The sequence below is a fragment of the Streptomyces sp. NBC_00683 genome (assembly GCF_036226745.1).
Classification (GTDB): domain Bacteria; phylum Actinomycetota; class Actinomycetes; order Streptomycetales; family Streptomycetaceae; genus Streptomyces.
Map to the genome: position 1 here is coordinate 2,695,298 of NZ_CP109013.1, position 22,815 is coordinate 2,718,112.

The following is a 22,815-nucleotide window of genomic DNA, read 5'->3' on the forward strand; positions in this document are numbered from 1 at the left end:
TCAGGCCGGCTGGGTGTGCAGCCAGCAGGCGACCTCACGGTCCTGGGCGGCGTCCGGCGCGGCCAGGACCGGGACCTGCTGGGCGCACGGCTCGAAGGCCTTGCCGCAGCGGGGGTGGAAGGCGCAGCCGGTGGGCATCGCGCTGAGGTGCGGGGGAGCGCCGGGGATGCCGGTGAGCTCGCGCCGGGGGCCGTGCAGCGCGGGGAAGGAGTGCAGCAGCCCGTCGCTGTAGGGGTGGCGGGGGTCGCGGTAGATCTCGGCCGCGCCGGCCTGTTCCACGATCCGGCCCCCGTACATGATCGCGATCCGGTCCGAGAACTCGATCAGCAGGGAGATGTCGTGGGTGATGAACACGACGGAGAAGGAGAGCTGTTCCCTCAGCTGGACCAGCCTGCGCAGGATCTGGCGCTGCATCACGACGTCGAGCGCGGTGGTCGGCTCGTCCATGATGACGATCTCGGGTTCCAGGGCGAGCGCCATCGCGATCATCACGCGCTGGCGCATCCCGCCGGAGAGCTGGTGCGGGTAGGCGGCGAGCCGGTCGGTGGAGATGCCGACCAGGGTCAGCAACTCCTCGGCCCGCGCGGTCCGTTCACGGGACCGCATATCCGGCCGGTGCGCCTTGAGGACGTCGGTGAGCTGGCTGTGGACGGTGTGCACGGGGTTGAGGGAGTTCATCGCCCCCTGGAACACGATCGACAGTTCCTGCCAGCGGAAGGCGCGCAGCTCGTCCGGGGACAGGGAGAGGATGTCGACGGGCTCGGCGCCCGGCCGGTGGTAGTGGACGTCGCCGCCGGTGATCACCCCGGGCGGGGAGAGCAGCCGGGTGACCGCGTAGGCGAGGGTGGACTTCCCGGATCCCGACTCGCCCGCCAGGCCGAGGACCTCGCCGCGGTGCAGGGTGAGGTCGATGTCGCGCAGCGCCTGCACGCCGCTCGATCCGGTGCCGTAGTCGACGTTCAGTCCGCTGATGGTGAGGATCGGCTCGCCGGTCATTCGCTCTGCTCCTTGGTGCGCGTGCCGGTGCGGGCGGCGTGGGTGCCGGTGCGGTCCGTACGGGCCACCGGGGTGAATCCGACCCGCATCTTGACCTTCCGCGAGGCGCCGGTCGCCGTACGCAGCCGCGGGTTGACGAACTCGTCGATGCCGAAGTTGATCAGGGCGAGGGCGGTGCCCAGGAGGGCGATGCACAGGCCGGCGGGGACGAACCACCACCAGGCGCCCTGGGCCAGGGCCTGGTTGGACTGGGCCCAGAAGAGCACGGTGCCCCAGTTCCAGTGGGAGATGTCGGCGACGCCGATGAAGGCGAGGGTGATCTCCGAGAGGATGGCGAAGATGACGGTGCCGACGAAGCCGGACGCGATGACGGCGGTCAGGTTGGGCATGATCTCGAAGAGGATGATCCGCCAGGTCGACTCGCCCGTGGCGCGGGCCGCCTCCACGTAGTCGCGCCGTCTGAGCGACAGGGTCTGCGCCCGCAGGATCCGCGAGCCCCAGGCCCACGAGGTGAGGGCGATCACGGAGGCGATGAGCAGGTCCCCGGTGTCGGGGACGAAGCTCGCGATGATGATGATCAGCGGCAGTCCGGGGATGACCAGGAAGATGTTGGAGAGCATCGAGAGGATCTCGTCGGCGGCCCCGCCGAGGAATCCGGCGCTGACCCCGATCAGTACGGACAGGGCGGTCGCGAGGATGCCGGCGATGAAGCCGACGACGAGGACGCCCCGGGTGCCGACGAGGATCTGCGAGAGGACGTCCTGCCCGGTCTGGGTGGTGCCGAACCAGTGGGCGGCGGACGGCGCCTGCAGGAGTTCGTCGCTCATCATGTCGGGGTCGTACGGGGCGAGCCAGGGCCCCGCGACGGCGAGGATCACGAAGAAGCCGAGGATCAGCAGCCCGGTGCGGGCCTTCCCGCCGCGCAGGAAGCGGAACCTGGCCCTGCTGGTGGGTGCGGCCGGGGCGGGCACCCCTTCGAGCACGGCGGTGTCGGTGGCGGTGACGGCCATCGTCAGGCCTCCTTACGGGTGCGCGGGTCGAGGAGGGCGTAGATCATGTCGGCCAGCAGGTTCGCGGCGAGCACCGAGAGCGTGATGATCAGGAAGACGCCCTGCATCAGCGGGTAGTCCTTGGCCCCGACGGCCAGGAAGAGCTGGTAGCCGATTCCGGGATAGGAGAAGACCATCTCGACCAGCAGCGTGCCGCCGACGATGAAGCCCAGGGAGAGGGCGAAGCCCGAGATGTTGGGCAGGATCGCGTTGCGGGCGGCGTAGCCGAACATCACGCGCCGCTCGGAGAGCCCCTTGGCCTGCGCCACCATGACGTAGTCCTCGGAGGAGACGGTGACCATCATGTTGCGCATGCCGAGGATCCAGCCGGCGATGGCGCTCAGCACGATCGTCACGCCGGGCAGCACCGCGTGGTAGAGCGCGCTGGAGATGAACGGCCAGTCGAAGGCCGGGACAAGGGAACTGTCGTACCCTCCGGCGGCCGGGAAGAGCGGCCACTTCACGGCGAACAGGGCGATGGCGATGAGGCCGAGCCAGAAGTACGGGATGGCGGAGATGAAGGTGGTGACGGGCAGCAGACCGTCGAGCCAGGAGCCGCGCCGCCAGCCGCTGTAGACGCCGATCCCGGTGCCGAGGAGGAAGCTGATCATCGTGGTGACGCCGACGAGCGCGAGCGTCCACGGCAGTGACTGGGAGATCACCTCGCCGACCGGCGTCGGGAAGAAGGTGAACGACAGGCCGAGGTCGCCGTCCAGGAGGTGCGACCAGTAGTCGGTGTACTGCTCCCAGATGGACTGGTTGTCGTCGAGGCCGAACAGTGCCTTCAGGGAGGCGATGGCACTCGTGTCGAGCTGGCCCTGGTAGCGGCTGATCAGCGCTTCGACGGGGTCACCCGGCATCAGGCGCGGGATCAGGAAGTTGATGGTGATGGCGGCCCACGCGGTGACGGCGTAGAAGGCGAGCCTCTGCAGCATGTACTTCACTTGCCGGCCCCCTGTGCGGTCGTTCCGTCGTACAGCCAGCAGGCGGCCCACTGGCCGTCCGCCAGGTCGAAGCGCGGCGGCAGCTCGGTGCGGCAGCGTTCCATGGCCTTGGGGCAGCGGGGGTGGAAGCGGCAGCCGTCCGGCGGGGCGATCAACGAGGGCGGCTCGCCGCTTCCGGTCTCTTCCTGCGCCTGCTCGTCGGCCACCCGGTCGGGGTCCGGCGCCGAGGCGATCAGCAGCTGCGTGTAGGGGTGCGCGGGGCGCTGGGTCACGGTCTCGCTGTCGCCGCCCTCGACGATCCGGCCCGCGTACATCACCAGCGTCGTGTCCGCGAAGTAGCGGGCGGAGGCGATGTCGTGGGTGATGTAGAGGATCGCGAGGTGCATGCGCTCCTTGAGGTCGCGCAGCAGGTTGAGGACGCCCAGCCGGATCGACACGTCGAGCATCGACACCGGCTCGTCGGCCAGCAGGACCTGAGGGTCGGCGCCGAGCGCGCGCGCGATCGCGACGCGCTGGCGCTGCCCTCCCGACAGCTCGTGCGGGAACTTCTCCAGGAACTGCTGCGGAGGGGTCAGCTGGACCCTCTCCAGCAGGGCGGCCAGGTTCTTCTCCAGGTCCACCTCCCCGTTCCCCGCCCGGCCGTGGATCTTCAGCGCCCGGGTGAGGTGGTAGCGCACGGTGTGCACGGGGTTCAGGGAGGCGAACGGGTCCTGGAATATCAGCTGGACCTGTTTGACGTAACTGCGGAAGGACCGGCCACGTCCCGCTTTCACGGCCTTGCCGCCCATGTGTATCTCGCCCTCGGTGAGCGGATACAGCTGAGCGAGCAGCCGTGCGACGGTGGACTTCCCGGAGCCGGACTCCCCCACCAGGGCCGTCACGGTGCCGCGCCGGAGCTTCAGCGAGACGTCGTCGACGGCGTGGACGGTGCGGCGTCTGCGGGCGAGGATGTCGCCGCCCGTACGCCGCACGGGGAAGTGCTTGGTGACTCCGCGTGCTTCGAGGACCACATCGGTCTCGGTGTGCACGTCGTGGGACTGTTCGGTGCTCATGGCCGGTTCTTCCCCGTACTTACTTGGCGGGCGTCAGGTTCAGCACGATCTCCAGCGCGGTCGGCTGGGTGTGCTGCGGCGGCGCGTAGGGAGAGGCTTCGGTGGGCCAGCCCACCCAGTTCTTGGTGGAGTACTCGGCACCGATGGGGGCCGCGGCCGTCGGGATGACCGGCGCCTCCTCGACCATGATCTTCTGAATGACGTTCAGGGCCTTGGTGCGGGTGGCGTCGTCCGTGGCGTTGGCGTACTCCTTGAGCGCGGCGGTGGCCTCGGGGCTCTTGAAGCGGCCGAAGTTGCCGAGCTGGGAGCTCTTGCCGATGGGCTGGAGGATCGCGCCGTCCATGATGTTCTGGTACAGGTCGTACGGGGTGGCGCCGCTGTTGGTCCAGTGCAGGGTGGCGTCGAAGTTCCCGGTGGCGACGTCGTTGCCCCAGGCCTCGGCGGTCTGCGTCTTGACCTTGGCCTCGATGCCGAGTTCCTTGATGCTGTCCTTGATGATCGACAGCCCGGTGATGTAGTCGTTCCAGCCGGCCGGGTCGGTGAAGGTCAGCTTCACGGGCTTGCCGCTCGGGTCCTTCAGGACTCCGCCGCTGAGCTTGAATCCCGCCTCGTCGAGGATCTTCTTGGCCCCGGCGACATCGGGCTTGGTGGTGGCGTCCTTGTACTCGGGCGCGAGGAACGACTCACCCGCGGGCAGCGGGATGCCGGTCGGGTTGGTGATCTCCGGGTAGAGCGTCGCCTGGGCCTGGACGTGGATCGCCCTGCGGTCGACGACCATGGCCATCGCCTTGCGGAGCGCCGGGTTGTCGAACGGCTTGCGGGCGGTGTTGAACCACAGGCCGTGGATGCCGAGCCCGGAGGGGAACCACAGCTTGTGGTTCTTGGGGTCCTTGGCCACGTACAGCTGCTTGTAGTTCGGCATGAAGACGAACGACCACTCGACCTTGCCGCCCGCGAGCGCCGTGGTCGCCGCGCTGTTGTCGTTGTACGCGGTGTAGCGCAGCTCCTTGACCTTCGTCTTGCCCTTCCAGTAGGTGGGCGTGGCGGTCAGGGTGGTGGTCTGCGGGGTGAACGTCTTGAGCTTGTACGGGCCCGAGCCGACCGGGGTGCGGTTGGGCCAGGTCTCCGGGTTCTCGACCTTCTCCCAGATGTGCTTGGGCACGATGAACGTCTGGATGATCTTGTTCTGGTTGACGAACTGGGATTCCTTGAAGGTCAGGACGACCTTCTTGCCCTCGACGGCCACCCCGTCGAAGGGGATGCCGTTGCCGTTCAGCGCCGGGTGCTTCTTCAGCAGCTCGAAGGTGTACGCGACGTCCGCGGAGGTCAGCGGCTTGCCGTCGGCCCACTTGGCCTTGTCGTCGAGGGTGAAGGTGACCTTGGTGAAGTTGGACTCCCACGTCCAGTCCGTCGCCAGCCAGGGGTCGGCCTTGTCGGTGGGGCGGATCTGGTTCGTCATCGTCAGCGGCTCGTAGATCATGTAGCGGTAGCCGAGCACGGCGCCCGCCGACGTCGACAGGAACGGGTTGCTGTTGTTCGTCTGCGGCCCGTCCGGCTTGCCGATGGTCAGTACGCCGGAGGCACCGGCGCCGCCCCCTTTGTTGGCGCCCGAGTTGGCGGACGAGCAACCGGTGGCGAGTGCGACCACGGCGGTGGCGACGGCGACCGCTCTGAGCGTGGTGTGACGGCGTGCGGACATGGCGACTCCAGGAAGGACTGCGGGTCTGGGAGATCCGGGATACGGGCAGCGCTCGGCGCGCCGGTTACGGGCGGTGCGACTTACGGGTGATGCGTCGTGGAGGACTTCAGGAACGGACGGGGCCCGTCGGGGCCCTGTCCGTCACGGCGCCGATTGGCGCACGACCAGTTCGGTGGGCAGCACGACCGGTCCGTCCGGTACGGCGGTGCCGCCGAGGTGGGAGAGCAGCAGCCGCGCCGCCGTTTCGCCCATCTGCCGGGTGGGCTGGTGCACGGTGGTGAGAGGCGGTTCGGTGTGTTCGGCCATCGGGATGTCGTCGAAGCCGACCACGGCGATGTCGTCCGGCACGCGGCGTCCCGCGGCCCGCAGGGCCCGCAGGACGCCTGCCGCACTGATGTCGTTGTGGGCGAAGACCGAGTCGAACTCCGTGCCGGAGGCGAGGAGTTGTTCCACCGCCAGCCGGCCGCAGCGTTCGGTGAAGTCTCCGCTCACGACCAGGTCGGTGGGCAGGACCGACCGGAACCCCGCAAGCCGGTCGCGTACGCAGCCGAAGTGCTCGGGTCCGGTGAGGACCAGGGGCCTGGTGCGTCCGGCTGCCTGCAGATGGCGGGCGGCGGACGCGCCTCCCTCGTGGTTGGTGGTCACGACGGAGGGGAATTCGGGGTGGTGGCCGCGATCGTCGATGAGCACGATCGGCAGGCCGGACCGGTGCAGTTCGGTGAGGTGGGCCAGGGTGTTCTCCGGTTCGACGACGACGAGTCCGTCGAAGGCGCGCGCCGACACCTGGCTGGTGAAGCGCTCCACGGACTCGGCACCCCGGTTGCAGGTGAAGAGCAGCAGTCCGTAGTCGGCGGCCTCAACGGTGTCGACGACGCCCTGGAGCACTTCGCCCATCCACGGCCAGGTCAGCGAGGGCACCAGCATCCCGACCGTGCGGCTGCTGCCGCGGGCCAGTCCGACGGCGCCGGAGCTGGGCACATAACCGAGGTTGGCGATCACTTCACGAACGCGGGCCGCCGTTGAACCGTCGACCTCGCCCTTGGTGTTGATGACCCGGGACACGGTCGTCTTGCTGACGCCGGCCTCACGGGCGACATCGGCGATGGTGACACGCAACGGGGCCTCCAGGGACAAGGCAGGACAGGGCAGGGCAAGCGGTGGACCACGACTTCGGTACCGGTTCCGCAACCGGTACCGGAACCGGTACCGGCGTTGCGGCTGGAGTTAACCCCGCTGGAACAGGGCCGTCAATACTTCACACCGAGATTGGTCCGTACCCATCGTCGAAGCAGGTCCGAGAGCCCATTCGTTCACTTCTTGAATGCGCCTACCTCTTGACGCGGACACGTAAGAGCAGTTCACTCACGCCTCGATCGACGGCACTTCCCCCACGCCCCTGCCGAGAAAGGCAGCAGCCCATGATCCGAACAAACAGAGCGGCGAGAGTCATCGTCGCCACGGCGCTCGCGACCGCAGGCCTGGCCGGGCTCTCCTCCGGTACCGCACAGGCGGCCGGCGAGACCGTGAACATCGTGCTGACCACGACGGACGACTCCGGCGGCCGCCATGTGACCCGCGGTCTCCAGGCGCAGACACCCGTCGCCTTCGGCGCGGGCAACGGCGGCTCGGGCACGAACATCACGGTCGACGAGAACACCCGGTACCAGACCTTCACCGGCGGCGGCGCCTCGTTCACGGACACGGCGGCGTGGCTGATGAAGGGCAGCGGCGCGCTGAGCCAGGCGACCCGCGACGAGACGATGAAGAAGCTGTTCTCCCCCACGGACGGCATCGGGCTCTCGTTCGTACGCAACCCGATGGGCGGTTCCGACCTCGCGCGGTTCGGCTACACGTACGACGACATGCCGGCCGGGCAGACGGACCCGAACCTCAACAACTTCTCGATCGCACATGATCTGCAGGACGTGCTGCCGCTCACCAAGCAGGCCAAGCAGCTCAACCCCGCCCTCACGACGGTCGCCTCCCCGTGGACCGCGCCGGCCTGGATGAAGGACAACGGGCAGCTGAACGGGGGCTGGCTGAAGGCCGAGAACTACGGCGCGTACGCCAACTACTTCGTGAAGTACCTCCAGGCCTACCGTGACCAGGGCGTCCCGGTCGACTACGTCACCGCGCAGAACGAGCCGACGTGCTGCTCCGGCTACCCCTCCATGAGCTGGAACGGCTCGGGGCTCGCGTACTTCACCAAGAGCGAGCTGCTGCCCAAGCTCCAGTCCGCCGGCCTCGCCACCAAGGTGCTGGCCCACGACTGGAACTGGGACACCTACGACGCGTACGCCGCCGCGACGGTCGACGACGCCGCGGTGCGCAGCCACCCCAACTTCGGCGGGATCGCCTGGCACGGCTACGGCGGAGACATCGCCAAGCAGACCACCGTGCACAACCAGTACCCGGGGCTGGACGCCTTCCAGACCGAGCACTCGGGCGGCACCTGGATCGCCGACCAGCAGCGCGAGGACATGCTCAACATCATCGACTACACCCGCAACTGGGCGAAGTCGGTGACCAAGTGGTCGCTCGCCGTGGACCAGAACCGCGGCCCGCACAACGGCGGTTGCGGCACCTGCGACGGGCTGGTCACCGTGCACAACGGGGACAGCAGGCACGGCCAGGTCGACTACACCGTCGAGTACTACACGATGGGCCACCTGACCAAGTACGTCCGGCCGGGCGCCGCCCGCATCTCCTCCACCGCGAGCTCCACCGTGCCCAACGTGGCCTGGCGCAACCCTGACGGCTCCAAGGCCCTGATCGCCTACAACGGTTCGACGTCGGCTCAGCAGGTCACGGTCAACTGGGGCGGGCAGAGGTTCACCTACTCGCTGCCAGGACGCACCTCGGCGACGTTCACCTGGGCGGGCACCCAGTCCGGCTCCTCCGGAAGCTCGGGAGCCCTCGTCGGCACCGGGGGCAAGTGCCTGGACGCCACCGGCAACACCGGGGCGAACGGCACGCCCGTCCAGATCTGGGACTGCACGGGCGCCGCCAACCAGCGCTGGACGGTCTCGGGCGACGGCTCGATCAAGGTCCTGGGCGCCTGCCTGGACGTGACCTCGGGATCGACGGCCGACGGAGCAAAGGTCCAGCTGTACACCTGCAACGGGTCCGGGGCGCAGCGCTGGACGTACAACTCCTCGACCGGGGACGTGGTCAACACGGCCGCGGACAAGTGCCTCGACGTGACCGGCCAGTCCTCGGCGAACGGCGCCGTCACCCAGATCTGGACCTGCACCGGAGCCGCCAACCAGAAGTGGCGGCTCCAGTAGGGACCGGTCCTAGTCGGTGGGCTCGACGCCGGCCCGCAGCAGACCGTAGGTGTACGCGTCCTCCAGGGCCTGCCAGGACGCGGCGATGACGTTCTCGGCCACGCCGACCGTCGCCCAGTCACCGGATCCGTCGCCCGTGGTGATCAGTACCCGGGTGGTGGATTCGGTGCCGGTGCGGCCCTCCAGGATGCGGACCTTGTAGTCGACCAGTTCCAGCTTGGCCAGCTGCGGGTAGATCCGCTCCAGACCGACGCGCAGCGCCCGGTCCAGGGCGTTGACCGGGCCGTTGCCCTCGGCCGTGGCGACGATCCGCTCACCCTTCGCCCAGAGCTTCACCGTCGCCTCGTTGGCGTGGGTGCCGTCGGGACGGTCCTCGACGATCGCCCGCCAGGACTCGATGCGGAAGTAGCGGCGGGGCCTGCCTTCGACCTCCGTACGCAGCAGCAGCTCGAAGGACGCGTCGGCAGCCTCGTAGGTGTAGCCCTTGAGTTCGCGCTCCTTGACCCGCTCGACGACCCGCCCGACGAGCGCGCGGTCGTCGCCCAGGTCGATCCCGAGCTCCTTGCCCTTGAGCTCGATGGACGCACGGCCCGCCATGTCGGAGACGAGCATCCGCATGGTGTTGCCGACGAGTTCCGGGTCGATGTGCTGGTACAGGTCCGGGTCGACCTTGATCGCGGAGGCGTGCAGTCCGGCCTTGTGCGCGAAGGCCGAAACACCCACATAGGGCTGGTGGGTGGAGGGGGTGAGGTTGACGACCTCAGCGATGGCGTGCGAGATGCGGGTCATGTCGGCGAGCGCGCCCGCGGGCAGGACGGTCTTGCCGTACTTGAGTTCCAGCGCGGCCACGACGGGGAAGAGGTTGGCGTTGCCGACCCGCTCGCCGTAGCCGTTCGCGGTGCACTGGACGTGGGTGGCGCCCGCGTCCACGGCGGCAAGGGTGTTGGCGACCGCGCAGCCGGTGTCGTCCTGGGCGTGGATGCCGAGGCGGGCACCGGTGTCGGCGAGGACGGTGGCGACGACCGCCTGGACCTGCGCGGGAAGCATGCCGCCGTTGGTGTCGCAGAGGATGACCACGTCGGCGCCGGCCTCGTAGGCGGTGCGTACGACCGACTTGGCGTACTCGGGGTTGGCGCGGTAGCCGTCGAAGAAGTGCTCGCAGTCGACGAAGACCCGGCGGCCCTGTTCGCGGAGGTGGGAGACGGTGTCGCTGACCATCTCCAGGTTCTCCTCGAGGGTGGTGCGCAGGGCCAGTTCCACATGCCGGTCATGGGACTTGGCGACCAGCGTGATCACCGGGGCGCCCGACGCGAGGAGGGCCTGGACCTGGGGGTCCTCGGCGGCCTTGCCGCCCGCTCTGCGGGTGGCGCCGAAGGCGACGAGCTGGGCGTGCCGGAACTCGATCTCCTGCTGCGCGCGGGCGAAGAACTCGGTGTCGCGGGGGTTGGCACCCGGCCAGCCGCCCTCGATGAAGCCCACACCGAAGTCGTCCAGATGCCGGGCGATGGTCAGCTTGTCCGCGACCGTCAGGTTGATGCCTTCACGCTGCGCACCGTCGCGCAGGGTGGTGTCGAAGACATGGAAGCTGTCGTCGGAGGCCGTGGCCTTGGTGGTCATGCTGTCTGACTCCTGTCGGGTGAGCGGATCCGGACGAATCGGCTCCACTTGCCCCCATCATCTCGCGTGCCTCGCCCCGGCCGTGGTGGGGGCCGGAAAACGAAAAAACCCCTCGCGGGTGCGAGAGGTCTGCGCGCGGGTCTGGGGCACGATGTCCGTGCCGTACGTGGTGGTACGGGACGGTCACTGCGGACCGGCGCGCCTGCTGCCGATAATCATGGCGAACGAGGACACGGCAGCAGTCTGGCACAGGACCGCCGCCGCACCCTGCGCCGTCTCAGGATGCGGGCGTGACGCTCATCGCTCCGGCTGCTCCGTCCCGTCACGTTCCGGTGGAAGCGTTCGCCGGAGCAGCGAGTCCCGCAGGAACTCCCGCACGTGGGTCAGTACCTGTTCTCGGCCGGTACCGGGGATACCGACGGCGACATGGACGCTGAAGCCGTCCAGCAGAGCGCGCAGCCGGGCGGCGAAGCGGTCCGGGTCGACAGCACGGAACTCGCCGCGCGAGATGCCCTCGGCCAGCAGTGCCACCAGGTCCCGGTGCCAGGCCCCCTCGATCGTGGCCTGCCGCCCGCGCGCGTCGGCATCGGCGTTCTGCGAGCGGTTCCAGACCTCCAGCCAGAGCGTCCAGTGGGGGTCGCGCGGCCCCTCGGGCACGTACAGGCGCACGTACGCGTCGAGCCGCTCGGCGGCGGGCGCCTGCCGGGAGAGCAGGGCACCGCGCTCGGCACCGAGCCGGCCCTCGCTCCACTCCAGGGTCTGCAGCAGGAGCTCGTCCTTGGTCCGGAAGTAGTACAGCAGGTGTCCGCTGCTCATCCCGACCTCCTGCCCGAGCCCGGTCATGGTCAGCCCGCCGAGCCCGCGCTCGGCGATGGTCGCCATGGCGGCGCCGAGCAGGGACTCACGGGGCGGGGCGGTGTTGCGCCGCCGGCCGGGGGGCGGGGTCATGCCGCGGCCGGCGCGCTGAGCATCTCGTTCACCCGTACGTTCTACCGGATCGGCCGGTCAGCCACCTACCGCGGGCTGCTGCTGCGTGATGCAGTGGATACCGCCGCCGCCCGCGAAGATCGCACGGGCGTCGACGAGGGTCACGGTGCGCCCGGGGTACAGCCGCCGGAAGATGCCCGCCGCGATCTCGTCGCGGGGGTCGTTGAAGCCGCACAGCACGACGCCGCCGTTGCACACGTAGTGGTTGATGTAGGAGTAGTCGACCCAGTGGCCGTCCTCGTCCCGCACCGCGGTCGGGGCCGGTACCTCGACGATCCGCAGGGCACGGCCCTGCGCGTCGGTACTGGAGCGGAGCAGCTCCACGTTCTCCTTGCAGAGCTCGTGGTCGGGGTGGGACGGGTCCGGCTGGGTGTGGACGGCCACGACGCCCGGGCCGGCGAACGCGGCGACGATGTCGACATGGCCGAGGGTGCCGAAGCCGTGGGGCGGATAGTCTCCGGTCAGGCCGCGCTTCAGCCAGATCGCCTTCGTGGTGCCGAGCTTGGCGTGTATCTCGGCCTCGACCAGCTCCCTGGTCCAGCCCGGATTCCGCTCGGGGCCGAGCTGCACGGTCTCGGTGAGCAGGACGGTGCCCTCACCGTCGACGTGGATGCCGCCGCCCTCGTTGACCAGGGGCGAGCTGTGCACCGGGACGCCGGCGAGGTCCGCGACATGGCGGGCGATCTTCGCGTCGTGCTCCCAGGTGGCCCAGTCCTGCGCACCCCAGCCGTTGAAGATCCAGTCCACCGCGGCCAGTCGGCTGCCGTCGGTGACGAAGGTCGGCCCGATGTCGCGCATCCAGGCGTCGTCCAGATCGCGTTCGACCAGCTCGATGTCCGGGCCGAGGCAGGCGCGGGCATCCTGCGACTGGCCGGTCGGGACGACCATGGTCACCGGCTCGAAGCGGCGCACGGCCCGGGCCACGGCGGCCCACGCCTCGCGGGACTCGGCCAGGTCGTCACCGGTGAACGTGGCGTTGGGGCCCGGCCAGGCCATCCAGGTGCGTTCGTGCGGGGCCCACTCGGCCGGCATACGGAAGGTCATGTCGTCGGACTCCTGAGGCTGTGTTCTCGAAGCGCTGTGTCTCGAAGCGCTGTGCATTTACAGGAAGTAGAGGCGGTTGAGCGAGATCGAGTCGGCGGGTTCGGACCGCACCGGGGCCCCGTCCAGCGTCACCAGGCCGCTGTCCCCGTCCACCCCCACGTCCCCGATCCGGGAGTTGAACCGGAGGTTTGCCGGGCCGATGGAGCGGGTGCCGCGTACCGCGACCCTGCGCCGTCGCGTCGGCATCAGGTCGGAGCCGAGATCGGTCGCGGCCTTCGCCACGAAGGCCACCGAGATGTCGGCCGGGGTCGCGCCGTGCCCGCCGAACAGCGGCCCCAGGACCAGTGGTTCGCAGGTGTCGGTCGCCGCGTTGGGGTCGCCCGTCACTCCCCAGGCGGGGAAGCCCGACTTCAGTACCATCTGCGGCTTCGCGCCGAAGAACTGCGGCTTCCACAGCACGATGTCGGCGAGTTTGCCCACCTCGATCGAGCCGACCTCGTCCGCGAGGCCGTGCGCGATGGCCGGGTTGATCGTCAGCTTCGCCACGTAGCGCAGCACCCGGGCGTTGTCGTCATGCGGGCCGTCGCCCTCCATCGGGCCCAGCTCGGCCTTCATCTTGCCGGCCATGGCGAAGGTGCGGCGCACGGTCTCGCCCGCACGTCCCATCCCCTGCGCATCCGACGAGGTGATGCCGATCGCACCGAGGTCGTGCAGCACATCCTCGGCGCCCATCGTCCCGGCCCTGATCCGGTCGCGCGCCATGGCGGCGTCACCGGGCAGGTCGGTCTTGAGGTCGTGCACGGAGACGATCATCCCGTAGTGCTCGGCCACCGCGTCACGGCCGAACGGCAGGGTCGGATTGGTGGAGGAGCCGATGACGTTCGGAACGCCCGCCATCTTCAGCACGTTCGGTACGTGTCCGCCGCCGCAGCCCTCGATGTGGAAGGCGTGGATCGTCCGGCCGTCCAGGACGCGCAGGGTGTCCTCCACGGACAGGCATTCGTTCAGCCCGTCGCTGTGCAGGGCGACCTGGACGTCGTGTTCCTCCGCGACCCGCAGGGCGGTGTCCAGGGCGCGGGTGTGCGCGCCCATGTCCTCGTGCACCTTGAAGCCGGACGCGCCGCCCTCGGCTAGCGCCTCCACCAGCGGCGCGCCGTCGGAGGACGAACCGCGGGCCAGGAAGCCGATGTTGACCGGCCAGGCGTCGAAGGCGTTGAAGGCGTGGCGCAGCGCCCACGGCGAGTTGACGCCGACACCCCAGACCGGGCCGAACTCCTGGCCGATGACCGTGGTGACACCGGAGGCGAGCGACGCCTCCATGATGCGCGGCGAGAGCAGATGGACATGGGTGTCGACGGCGCCGGCCGTGGCGATCATGCCTTCGCCGGAGACGATGCTGGTGCCCGTACCCACGACGACGTCCACGCCGTCGAGCGTGTCCGGGTTGCCGGCCCGTCCGATCGAACAGATCCGTCCCTCGCGGATGCCGATGGAGACCTTCCGGATGCCCTGAGCCGCGTCGATGACCAGCACGTTGCTGATGACGACGTCGCAGGTGTCCCGGACGGCTGCGGCCTTGAGGTGCAGCCCGTCCCGCGCGGTCTTGCCGAATCCGGCCAGGAACTCGTCGCCGTGCTGCTGTGCGTCCGACTCGACGCGCACCACCAGGCCGGAGTCGCCGAGTACGACCCGGTCCCCGGCGCGCGGCCCGTGGACCGATGCGTATGCGTACGGATCCATCAGGCGTCGCCCCCCGCTCCCAGATAGCCGCAGGCCACCGCACGTCGCAGGGCCTCCTCCTTCGCACCCGGCGCGTCCAGCGGGCCGTCGACCAGGCCGGCGAAGCCGATCGCGATCCGGGCTCCGCCGATCGGGAGCAGGCCGACCTCGGCCTCGCCGCCAGGGTCGAACCGGACCGAGGAACCGGCAGGAACGCACAGCCGCATGCCGTACGCCGCCGCCCGGTCGAAGGCGAGCCGCGGATTGGCCTCGAAGAAGTGGAAGTGCGAGGTGACGCTGACCGGGACGGTCGCGGTGTTGCGTACGGTCAGCCGGAGTTGCGGCGCCTGTTCGGCGTGCGGCGGCGCCGGCAGGACCGCGCCGGGGGCGCCGTCACCCAGCCGGATCCCGGTGCCTGCGCCGATGGGATCGGGCACGACGGCCATCCGCGATCCGTCGTCGAAGACCGCTTCCACATGCACCTCGGTGACCACGTCCGCCACTCCGGGCAGCACGTCGTCGGGTCCGAGCACGCTCCGCGCGGCCGAGATCGCCTCCGCGAGCCGTCGCCCGTCGCGGGCCGCCTCGCAGACGGTGTCCGCGACGAGCGCGGTCGCCTCGGGGACATTGAGCCTCAGCCCACGTGCCCGGCGTGCCCGCGCCAGTTCAGCGGCTCCGAAGAGCAGCAGCCGGTCCCGCTCGGTCGGGGTCAGTCGCACGTCACCACACCTCTCGTTTGACCATCACTCTAACCATGACTTCTCCGCATCAGGAAGACCGAGACCATTGACGGGTCATGCTGGGTTGCGTCACATTGAGCAGCACTCAAATAGTCGAACGTCAGGGGCGGCCTCATGCCGATCGAACAGCGCGGAGTGGACACCATCCCGGAGGCGGAACGCACCAGCACCCCACGCGACCTCGTCTCGATCCTGCTCGGATCAAATCTCTGTCTCGGCGTGATCGTCTTCGGCTGGCTCCCGGTCTCCTTCGGTCTGGGTCTGTGGCCCGCGGTGACATCGGTGACCGTCGGTACGGCCGTCGGCGTGGCCGTCACCGCACCGCTCGCCCTGGTGTCCTTGCGTACGGCGACGAATCTGTCGACCTCCAGCGGCGCGGCCTTCGGCGTACGCGGCCGGCTGATCGGTTCCGTCGTCGGACTGCTGCTCGCGCTGGGCTACACGGCTCTGACCCTGTGGATCGGCGGGGACGTGATGGTCGGCGCCCTGGCCCGCATCGCCGGACTGCCGACCGGCGGCCTCTCGCACACCCTGGTCTACGCGCTGCTGGCGGGCTGCACCGTCGTCGGCGCGGTGTACGGGTACCGGCTGCTGCTGCGCCTGAGCAAGATCCTCGCGGTCGGCATGACCGTACTGCTGCTGATCGGCCTGATCGCCTACGCCCCGGACCTCACCGTCGCGGCCCCGCCGGACACCCCGTATCTGCTCGGGTCCTTCTGGCCCACGTGGACGCTGTCCGCCGTGGCCGCCGGGCTGAGCGGCCCGATCGCCTTCATCACCCTGCTCGGCGACTACACCCGGTACATCTCGCCGACCCGGCACCAGCCGCGCCGCGTCCTGCGCGCCACCTGTCTCGGCCTGGTCGTCGGCCTGCTGATCCCGCAGCTCTTCGGTACGTACACCGCGCTCGCGGCCCGTGCCTCGCTCGACTACGCGGGTCCGCTGGTCGCCGCCTCGCCCGCCTGGTACCTGGTACCGCTGCTCCTCGCCGCCACCGCGGGCTCCGTGGGCAACGCCGGGCTGATGCTGTACTCGATGGGCCTCGACCTGGACGCGATCCTGCCCCGCGCCACCCGGGCACGGGCGACGCTGGTCGTCGCCGTCGTCGCCACCGCGTTCGTGTTCCTGGGCCACTTCGTGTGGAACGCGCAGTCGGCGATGACGTCGTTCGTCCTGCTGCTCACCGCGATCGGCACACCATGGGCGGTGATCATGATCATCTCCCACCTCCGCTGCCGGGGCAGGTACGACGCGGAGGCTCTGCAGGTCCACAACCGCGGGACCAGGGGCGGCGTCTACTGGTTCCGGGCCGGCTGGCAGCCGCGCGCCACCTTCGGCTGGGCACTCGGGGCCGCGGTGGGACTGTGCGGCGTCTCCACACCGCTCTACGAGGGTCCGCTGCTCGCGCTGACCGGCGGGGTGGACTGCAGTTTCGTGCTGTCGGGCCTGGTGGGCGGCGTGACCTACGCCGCCCTGACCCGGCGCGGCAAGCAGCCCGCGGACAGCCCGACTCCCGCCTCGGACCTCGTGGCGGCCGTTGCCCGCTCGGGCGCCGGCCAGGCCTGAGCGTCGTTCCCGGCTCGTCGGCCGGGCTCGGGAACGAGCCCGGCCGACGACTCGGAAGGGTCCTAGCCGAGGGGGTGCATCCAGCCGTGGGTGTCCTCGGCGATGCCGCGCTGGATGTCCAGCAGGCGCTCGCGCAGCTTGAGGGTGACCTCGCCGGGCGTGCCGTCGCCCTGGGTCCACTCGCCGTCCGCGGACTTCACGGTGCCGACGGGCGTGATGACGGCGGCGGTGCCGCAGGCGAACACCTCGCTCAGGGTGCCGTTCGCGGTGTCGTCCCGCCACTGGTCGATGGAGACGCGGGCCTCCTCGGAGGCGTAACCGAGGTCCCGGGCGACGGTGAGCAGCGAGTCGCGGGTGACGCCGGCGAGCAGCGAGCCGGTGAGGGAGGGAGTGACGATCCGCTTGCCGCCGTCCTCCTGGTCGTACACGAAGTAGAGGTTCATGCCGCCCAGTTCCTCGACCCACTTGTGCTCGACGGCGTCGAGGTAGGCGACCTGGTCGCAGCCCTTAGCGGCGGCCTCGGCCTGGGCGAGGAGGGAGGCGGCGTAGTTGCCGCCGGTCTTGGCGTCGCCCATGCCGCCCGGGACGGCACGCACCCGGTCCTGGGAGAGCCAGATGGAGACCGGCTTCACGCCACCGGGGAAGTAGGCGCCGGCGGGAGAGGCGATGACGAGGAAGAGGTACGAGTTGGCGGGCCTCACCCCGAGACCGACCTCGGAGGCGATCATGAACGGACGCAGGTAGAGGGACTCCTCGCCGCCGTGCGCCGGGACCCAGTCCTTGTCCTGCTGGACCAGGGCGTCGCACGCCGCGATGAACGTCTCGGCCGGCAGCTCGGGCATCGCGAGCCGCGCGGCGGACCGCTGGAAGCGCGCGGCGTTGGCCTCCGGGCGGAACGTGGCGACCGTTCCGTCGCTCTGGCGGTAGGCCTTGAGACCCTCGAAGATCTCCTGCGCGTAGTGCAGGGTCATGTTGGCGGGGTCGATCGACAGCGGTCCGTACGGGACGAGCTGGGCGTCGTGCCAGCCGCGGCCCTCGGTCCAGCTGATCGTCACCATGTGATCGGTGAAGTGGCGGCCGAATCCGGGGCTGGCCAGGATCGCCTCGCGCTCCGCGTCGGACAGCGGGTTCGAGGAGGGCTTGAGCTCGATCGTGGGCGTCGTCATGAGTGCGTGTCCTTCACCGGTCTTGTGTGTGATGGACCGCGCTCACGCCCGCTCCCGTCCGACATGTCAGACAGGTTGTAGGACGTCCGAGCTCTCCCGCAAGCAGCGGCCCCGCGTTCGATTATCTCTCGCGGGTGGCCGTGCACGAAATGAGGCGCTTGCGGTGACGTGATTGCGGTCCGGGGGTCGATGGTGGCACCCGGTGACCGCAAGGTGAAGCCGCCGGGTGCGGATGCGTCCCGGCGGCTTCGAAGTGGAGGCGTCGGGTCAGCTCGCTACGCGTACCGCGAGCGCGTCACCGATCTCGTCGGTGGTGCGCGCCGTCTTCCCGTCGCGCTCCGCGAGGTCGGCGGAGACGGCCTCCTCGATGCGCACGGCCTCGGCCTCGTGGCCGAGGTGGCGCAGCAGGAGGGCGACGGACAGGATCGTGGCGGTCGGGTCGGCCTTGCCCTGGCCCGCGATGTCGGGGGCAGTGCCGTGGACCGGCTCGAACATCGACGGGAAGGCGCCCGTCGGGTTGATGTTGCCGGACGCGGCCAGGCCGATACCGCCGGTCACGGCTGCGGCGAGGTCGGTGAGGATGTCACCGAAGAGGTTGTCGGTGACGATGACGTCGAAGCGCTCCGGCTGGGTGACGAAGAAGATCGTCGCGGCGTCGACGTGCAGGTAGTCGGTGGTGATCTCGGGGTACTCGGCCGCGACCTTGTCGAAGGTGTTCTTCCACAGGTGGCCCGCGTACACGAGGACGTTGTTCTTGTGGACCAGCGTCAGCTTCTTGCGCGGGCGGGCGGCGGCACGCGCGAAGGCGTCACGGACGACGCGCTCGACACCGTAGGCCGTGTTGACGCTGACCTCGGTGGCGACCTCGTGCTCCGTACCGGTGCGCAGGGAACCGCCGTTGCCCGTGTACGGGCCCTCGGTGCCCTCGCGGACGACGACGAAGTCGATCTCGGGGCGGCCGGCCAGCGGCGTCGCGGTGTTCGGGAAGAGCTTCGACGGCCGCAGGTTGATGTAGTGGTCGAACTCGAAGCGCAGCTTCAGCAGCAGCCCGCGCTCCAGTACGCCCGACGGCACGGACGGGTCGCCGATGGCGCCGAGCAGGATGGCGTCGTGGCCCTTGAGGGCCTCCAGCTCCGCGTCCGGGAGGGTTTCACCGGTGCGGTGCCAGCGCTGGGCGCCGAGGTCGTACTCCTTGGTCTCCAGCTTCACATCCTGCGGGAGAACAGCGTTGAGGACCTTGAGGCCCTGGGTGACGACCTCCTGGCCGATACCGTCGCCGGGGATCACTGCGAGATTGAGGCTGCGAGACATAACGGCACCCTAGCCCTCCGTCCCACCCAATGACATCCGTTGTCCACGATACGGACACTTCGCGTGGACGGCACGGGCGTGCGCCGAGTGCGGGACGGAGGGTGCGCCAAGGGCCGTTCAGTGGCCGGTGGAGCCGCCGTTGTCCCGGCGGTCGAGGGCGCGCTGCAGGGCGGCGGCGGCGTTCTTCCGGTCCGATTCGGCCGGGCGGGCGGTGCGACGGACGCGGCGGACAGTGGTCTCGGCCATGGTGGATCGACTCCTTGAGATCGCGTGGATTTCGAGATCGGGACTTCGGGAAATGCGATGTCGAGATCAGGATTTCGAGGCGCCGGAAGGGGCGGGGAGAGGTGCCGCAGGGGTTGCCTGCTTCGGGGCACGTGCTCGCGACCGCCAGTCGCTGGATCATGCGAGTCGTTCGGCTTCTACAAAGTTAGGACAGCCCGGCCCATCTGTCTCTACAGATACTCGGACTTCCTACTATCTGAGACGGGCGCACGAGCGACACGTGCTACGGGCGCCCCTGCGGGCAGCCTCAGAAAGGCACGGTGAGCTGCGCCCGGACATGGGCACGCAGGACACCCGCCATGTCCGTCCCGCCGTCGGCCAGGAGCCACTGCACCTGGAGCCCGTCCATCAGGGCGATCAGCTGCTGCCCGGCCACCGCGGGATCGATGCCCTCGCGCAGCGCACCCTCCTTGCACACCTGGGCGTAGGCGTCCTCCGCCCCCGACACCGAGTCCCTGTAACGCCGTACGAAGTAGCCGTGGGCCGGGTGCTCGGCAGAGGTCGCCTCCGCGGAGACCACCGTGAACAGCTCGACGATCCCGCGGCGCGTGGCGTTCAATTCGGCCAGATCGACGAACCTGCGGAGCCGGTCGACGCCGGTGGCCGCGGCGGCGGAGAGCCACTCGCCGTCCACCTCGTCGCGGTGTTCCAGAACCGCGAGCAACAGGTACTCCTTGGTCGGGAAGTGGTGCATCAGGCCGGTGTGCGAGATCCCGCACCGGGTCGCGATGACCCGCAGCGATGCCCCCCGGTACCCGGCCTCGCCGAACAGGGACATGGCCTGGTCGAGGATCTCGCGTCGCTTCGCACGGCCTTTCGCGTAACCACGCCGCACTTCAGCGGTCACGTGCCACCTCCCCGGTCCTTGCGGCCGGTTCTTACCGGCCGGAATCAGCGATCGGATTCACACACCCGTAGTTACTTACCAGGTGGTCGGTATTGACTCTATGGTGAACCCGAACCGCGTCGCGAAAGGACCCCCTCGTGTCCCCCACCCCCAGCCTGCCCTACCTCGACCCCGCGCTGTCCGTCGCGGAGCGGGTCGGTGACCTCCTCGGCCGCATGACGCTGGCGGAGAAGACCGGCCAGATGCTCCAGCTGAACGCCAAGGACGGGGTGCGGCACCTCATCGAGGACCTGCACGCGGGTTCGATCCTCCACGCCTCGCCCGACCGCGTCCTCGAGGCGGCGGAGCTCACCGGGCGCACCCGGCTGCGCATCCCGCTGCTGGTCGCCGAGGACTGCATCCACGGGCACTCCTTCTGGGAGGGGGCCACGATCTTTCCGACCCAGCTCGGCATGGCCGCGACGTGGGACCCGGAGCTCGTACAGCGCATCGCCAGGGCGACCGCCGTGGAGGTCGCCGCGAGCGGGGTCCACTGGACGTTCTCCCCCGTGCTCTGCATCACGCGCGATCTGCGCTGGGGCCGGGTCAGCGAGACGTTCGGCGAGGACCCCTTCCTCATCGGCGAGCTCGCCTCGGCGATGGTGCGCGGCTACCAGGGCGAGGGCCTCGGCGACCCGACGGCGATCCTCGCCTGTGCCAAGCACTTCGCGGGCTACTCCGAGACGCAGGGCGGCCGTGACGCGAGCGAGGCCGACATCTCGCGGCGCAAGCTGCGCTCCTGGTTCCTCCCCCCGTTCGAGCGGGTCGCCCGCGAGGGCTGCCGCACGTTCATGCTCGGCTACCAGTCCATGGACGGTGTGCCTGTCACGGTGAACAACTGGCTGCTGAACGAGGTGCTGCGCGGCGAGTGGGGCTACACCGGCACCCTGGTGACCGACTGGGACAACGTCGGCCGCATGGTGTGGGAGCAGCGGATCCACGCCGACTACGCCCAGGCCGCCGCCGCCGCGGTCCGCGCGGGCAACGACATGGTGATGGCGACGCCGAAGTTCTTCGAGGGCGCGCAGGAGGCGGTCTCCCGGGGCACCCTCGACGAGGCGGAGATCGACGCGGCGGTCCGGCGCATCCTGACGCTGAAGTTCGAGCTCGGCCTCTTCGAGAACCCGCGCCACCCCGACGCCGGCCGGCAGGCCGCGGTCATCGGCAGCGCCGAGCACGCCGTGCTGAACCTGGAGGCCGCCCGCCGCTCGCTCGTCCTGCTCACCAACGACGGCACCCTGCCGCTGGCCGGCGGCTTCGAGCCGGGCCCCGACGGCCGCGCCCTCGCCGACCCCGGCTCGGCTCCGCGCACGGTCGCCGTGATCGGGCCCAACGCCGACGACGCGCAGACCCAGCTCGGCGACTGGGCGGGTTCCTCGGGCCAGGCGGACTGGCTGCCGGACGGCCACCCGCGCGGAATGATCCGTACGGTGCTCGACGGACTCCGCGAGCACGCCCCCGAGGGCTGGACCGTCTCGTACGCCCGTGGCGCCGAGATCCTCACGGTGGGTCCCGACCCGGACGGGGAGTTCTTCCCGGACGGACAGCCCCGGCCCCATGTCGTCGTACCGGCACAACCCTCCGCCGCCCTCGTCGCCGAGGCGGTGGCCGCCGCCGAGGCGGCCGATTACGTCGTCGCGGTCGTGGGCGACCGCATCGAGCTGGTGGGCGAGGGGCGCTCGACCGCGACCCTGGAACTGGTCGGCGACCAGGTCGCGCTGCTCGACGCCCTCGCCGCGACCGGCAAGCCACTGGTCGTCGTCGTCATCAGCTCCAAGCCGCTGGTGCTGCCGCCGTCCGCGCTCGGTGCGGCGGCGATCGTGCACGCCTTCAACCCGGGCATGCAGGGCGGCCGGGCCGTGGCCGAGCTGCTGCTCGGCCTCGTCGAGCCGTCGGGGCGGCTGCCGGTCTCCTTCGCCCGGCACGCGGGGCAGCAGCCGACGTACTACAACCAGATCCGCGGCCAGCACGGCACGCGGTACGCCGACCTCACCCAGAGTCCGGAGTTCGTGTTCGGCGAGGGCCTGAGCTACACGACCGTCACGTACGCGGATCTGGAGGTGCTCACGACGAGCGTCGGCGCGTCCGACACGGTGCAGGCGCGGGTCACGGTCAGCAACACCGGTGACCGGCCCGTGCGGGAGACCGTGCAGGTGTACGTGAGCGACACGGTGACCTCGGTGACCTGGGCCGAGAAGGAGCTGAAGGCGTACCGGCAGGTGGAGCTCGCCCCGGGCGAATCGCGCGAGGTCCTCGTCGAGCTGCCCGTCGCCGAATGCACGCTCGTGGACGCCGAGGGCGCCCGCATCGTCGAGCCGGGCGACTTCGAGCTGCTCGTCGGCCCGTCCTCGCGCGAGGACGCGCTCCTTCGGGCGGGCTTCACCGTGAAGGACTGAGACCGCGGCGCCCGGAAATGGAAACCGCCTCCCGGCCGGCAGGGGGGCCGGTCGGGAGGCGGTGTACGGGG

Annotated in this window: 18 protein-coding genes; 3 read left to right on the plus strand and 15 right to left on the minus strand. The window is 69.9% G+C overall.

All coding sequences use genetic code 11. The annotated features are described in order from the left end of the window. The 6 genes from OG257_RS11745 to OG257_RS11770 all read right to left on the minus strand — a co-directional run bounded on the left by OG257_RS11745 (nt 1) and on the right by OG257_RS11770 (nt 6,856). Nucleotides 1-996, minus strand: coding sequence for an ABC transporter ATP-binding protein (locus tag OG257_RS11745; protein ID WP_329207076.1), 996 nt, complete (start codon nt 994-996; stop codon nt 1-3). Beyond that, nucleotides 993-2,006: an ABC transporter permease gene (locus OG257_RS11750; RefSeq protein WP_329207078.1), complete on the minus strand. Its 1,014-nt coding sequence runs from the start codon at nt 2,004-2,006 to the stop codon at nt 993-995. Before OG257_RS11750 ends, OG257_RS11745 begins: the two co-directional genes overlap by 4 nt. Before the next feature lie 2 nt (nt 2,007-2,008). Then, a complete protein-coding gene (locus OG257_RS11755; RefSeq protein ID WP_329207080.1) occupies nt 2,009-2,989 on the minus strand; it encodes an ABC transporter permease in 981 nt (326 codons plus the stop codon). Then, nucleotides 2,986-4,041: an ABC transporter ATP-binding protein gene (locus OG257_RS11760; RefSeq protein ID WP_329207082.1), complete on the minus strand. Its 1,056-nt coding sequence runs from the start codon at nt 4,039-4,041 to the stop codon at nt 2,986-2,988. The genes OG257_RS11755 and OG257_RS11760 overlap by 4 nt, the downstream gene beginning before the upstream one ends. Nucleotides 4,042-4,060: 19 nt before the next feature. Next, nucleotides 4,061-5,740 carry an ABC transporter substrate-binding protein gene (locus OG257_RS11765; protein ID WP_329207084.1) on the minus strand — a complete coding sequence of 560 codons (1,680 nt, stop codon included), beginning with the start codon at nt 5,738-5,740 and terminating at the stop codon, nt 4,061-4,063. Between the two features lie 141 nt (nt 5,741-5,881). After that, nucleotides 5,882-6,856 (minus strand): LacI family DNA-binding transcriptional regulator, encoded by a 975-nt coding sequence (locus OG257_RS11770; protein WP_329207086.1) that lies wholly within the window; start codon nt 6,854-6,856, stop codon nt 5,882-5,884. A 302-nt stretch (nt 6,857-7,158) separates the two neighbouring features. On the opposite strand from OG257_RS11770, the gene OG257_RS11775 reads away from it, so the two are divergent. Continuing rightward, nucleotides 7,159-9,027: a ricin-type beta-trefoil lectin domain protein gene (locus OG257_RS11775; protein WP_329207088.1), complete on the plus strand. Its 1,869-nt coding sequence runs from the start codon at nt 7,159-7,161 to the stop codon at nt 9,025-9,027. 9 nt (nt 9,028-9,036) lie between these two features. Here OG257_RS11775 and cimA read toward each other — a convergent pair whose 3' ends face one another. The 5 genes from cimA to ureA all read right to left on the minus strand — a co-directional run bounded on the left by cimA (nt 9,037) and on the right by ureA (nt 15,113). Beyond that, a complete protein-coding gene (gene cimA, locus OG257_RS11780) occupies nt 9,037-10,644 on the minus strand; it encodes a citramalate synthase (RefSeq protein ID WP_329207090.1) in 1,608 nt (535 codons plus the stop codon). A gap of 297 nt (nt 10,645-10,941) precedes the next feature. Beyond that, on the minus strand, nt 10,942-11,592 hold the full coding sequence (locus OG257_RS11785) for a TetR/AcrR family transcriptional regulator (RefSeq protein ID WP_329207092.1): 651 nt from the start codon (nt 11,590-11,592) through the stop codon (nt 10,942-10,944). A gap of 57 nt (nt 11,593-11,649) precedes the next feature. Then, nucleotides 11,650-12,675, minus strand: a complete 1,026-nt coding sequence (locus OG257_RS11790) for an agmatine deiminase family protein (RefSeq protein ID WP_329207093.1) — start codon at nt 12,673-12,675, stop codon at nt 11,650-11,652. Nucleotides 12,676-12,732: 57 nt separating this feature from the next. Next, nucleotides 12,733-14,415, minus strand: a complete 1,683-nt coding sequence (locus OG257_RS11795) for an urease subunit alpha (protein WP_329207094.1) — start codon at nt 14,413-14,415, stop codon at nt 12,733-12,735. After that, nucleotides 14,415-15,113 (minus strand): urease subunit gamma, encoded by a 699-nt coding sequence (gene ureA / locus OG257_RS11800; protein WP_329207095.1) that lies wholly within the window; start codon nt 15,111-15,113, stop codon nt 14,415-14,417. Before ureA ends, OG257_RS11795 begins: the two co-directional genes overlap by 1 nt. A 135-nt stretch (nt 15,114-15,248) precedes the next feature. Between ureA and OG257_RS11805 the strand changes: the two genes are divergently transcribed. Beyond that, on the plus strand, nt 15,249-16,700 hold the full coding sequence (locus tag OG257_RS11805; protein ID WP_329207097.1) for a cytosine permease: 1,452 nt from the start codon (nt 15,249-15,251) through the stop codon (nt 16,698-16,700). A 62-nt stretch (nt 16,701-16,762) separates the two neighbouring features. Here the strand turns inward: OG257_RS11805 and OG257_RS11810 are convergent, their stop codons facing one another. From OG257_RS11810 to OG257_RS11825, 4 genes are all read right to left on the minus strand, one after another. Beyond that, a complete protein-coding gene (locus OG257_RS11810) occupies nt 16,763-17,866 on the minus strand; it encodes a branched-chain amino acid aminotransferase (protein WP_329207099.1) in 1,104 nt (367 codons plus the stop codon). 267 nt (nt 17,867-18,133) lie between these two features. Further along, nucleotides 18,134-19,177: a 3-isopropylmalate dehydrogenase gene (locus tag OG257_RS11815; protein WP_329207101.1), complete on the minus strand. Its 1,044-nt coding sequence runs from the start codon at nt 19,175-19,177 to the stop codon at nt 18,134-18,136. A gap of 117 nt (nt 19,178-19,294) precedes the next feature. Further along, complete coding sequence (locus tag OG257_RS11820; RefSeq protein ID WP_329207102.1) at nt 19,295-19,423, minus strand: hypothetical protein; 129 nt, start codon at nt 19,421-19,423, stop codon at nt 19,295-19,297. A gap of 286 nt (nt 19,424-19,709) precedes the next feature. Continuing rightward, on the minus strand, nt 19,710-20,309 hold the full coding sequence (locus tag OG257_RS11825; protein ID WP_329207104.1) for a TetR/AcrR family transcriptional regulator: 600 nt from the start codon (nt 20,307-20,309) through the stop codon (nt 19,710-19,712). A 137-nt stretch (nt 20,310-20,446) separates the two neighbouring features. Here OG257_RS11825 and OG257_RS11830 point away from each other — a divergent pair, with 137 nt between their 5' ends. After that, the gene (locus OG257_RS11830) at nt 20,447-22,744 is read left to right on the plus strand and encodes a glycoside hydrolase family 3 N-terminal domain-containing protein (RefSeq protein ID WP_329207106.1); all 2,298 of its coding nucleotides are present in this window, start codon (nt 20,447-20,449) and stop codon (nt 22,742-22,744) included. Nucleotides 22,745-22,815 lie beyond the last annotated feature (71 nt).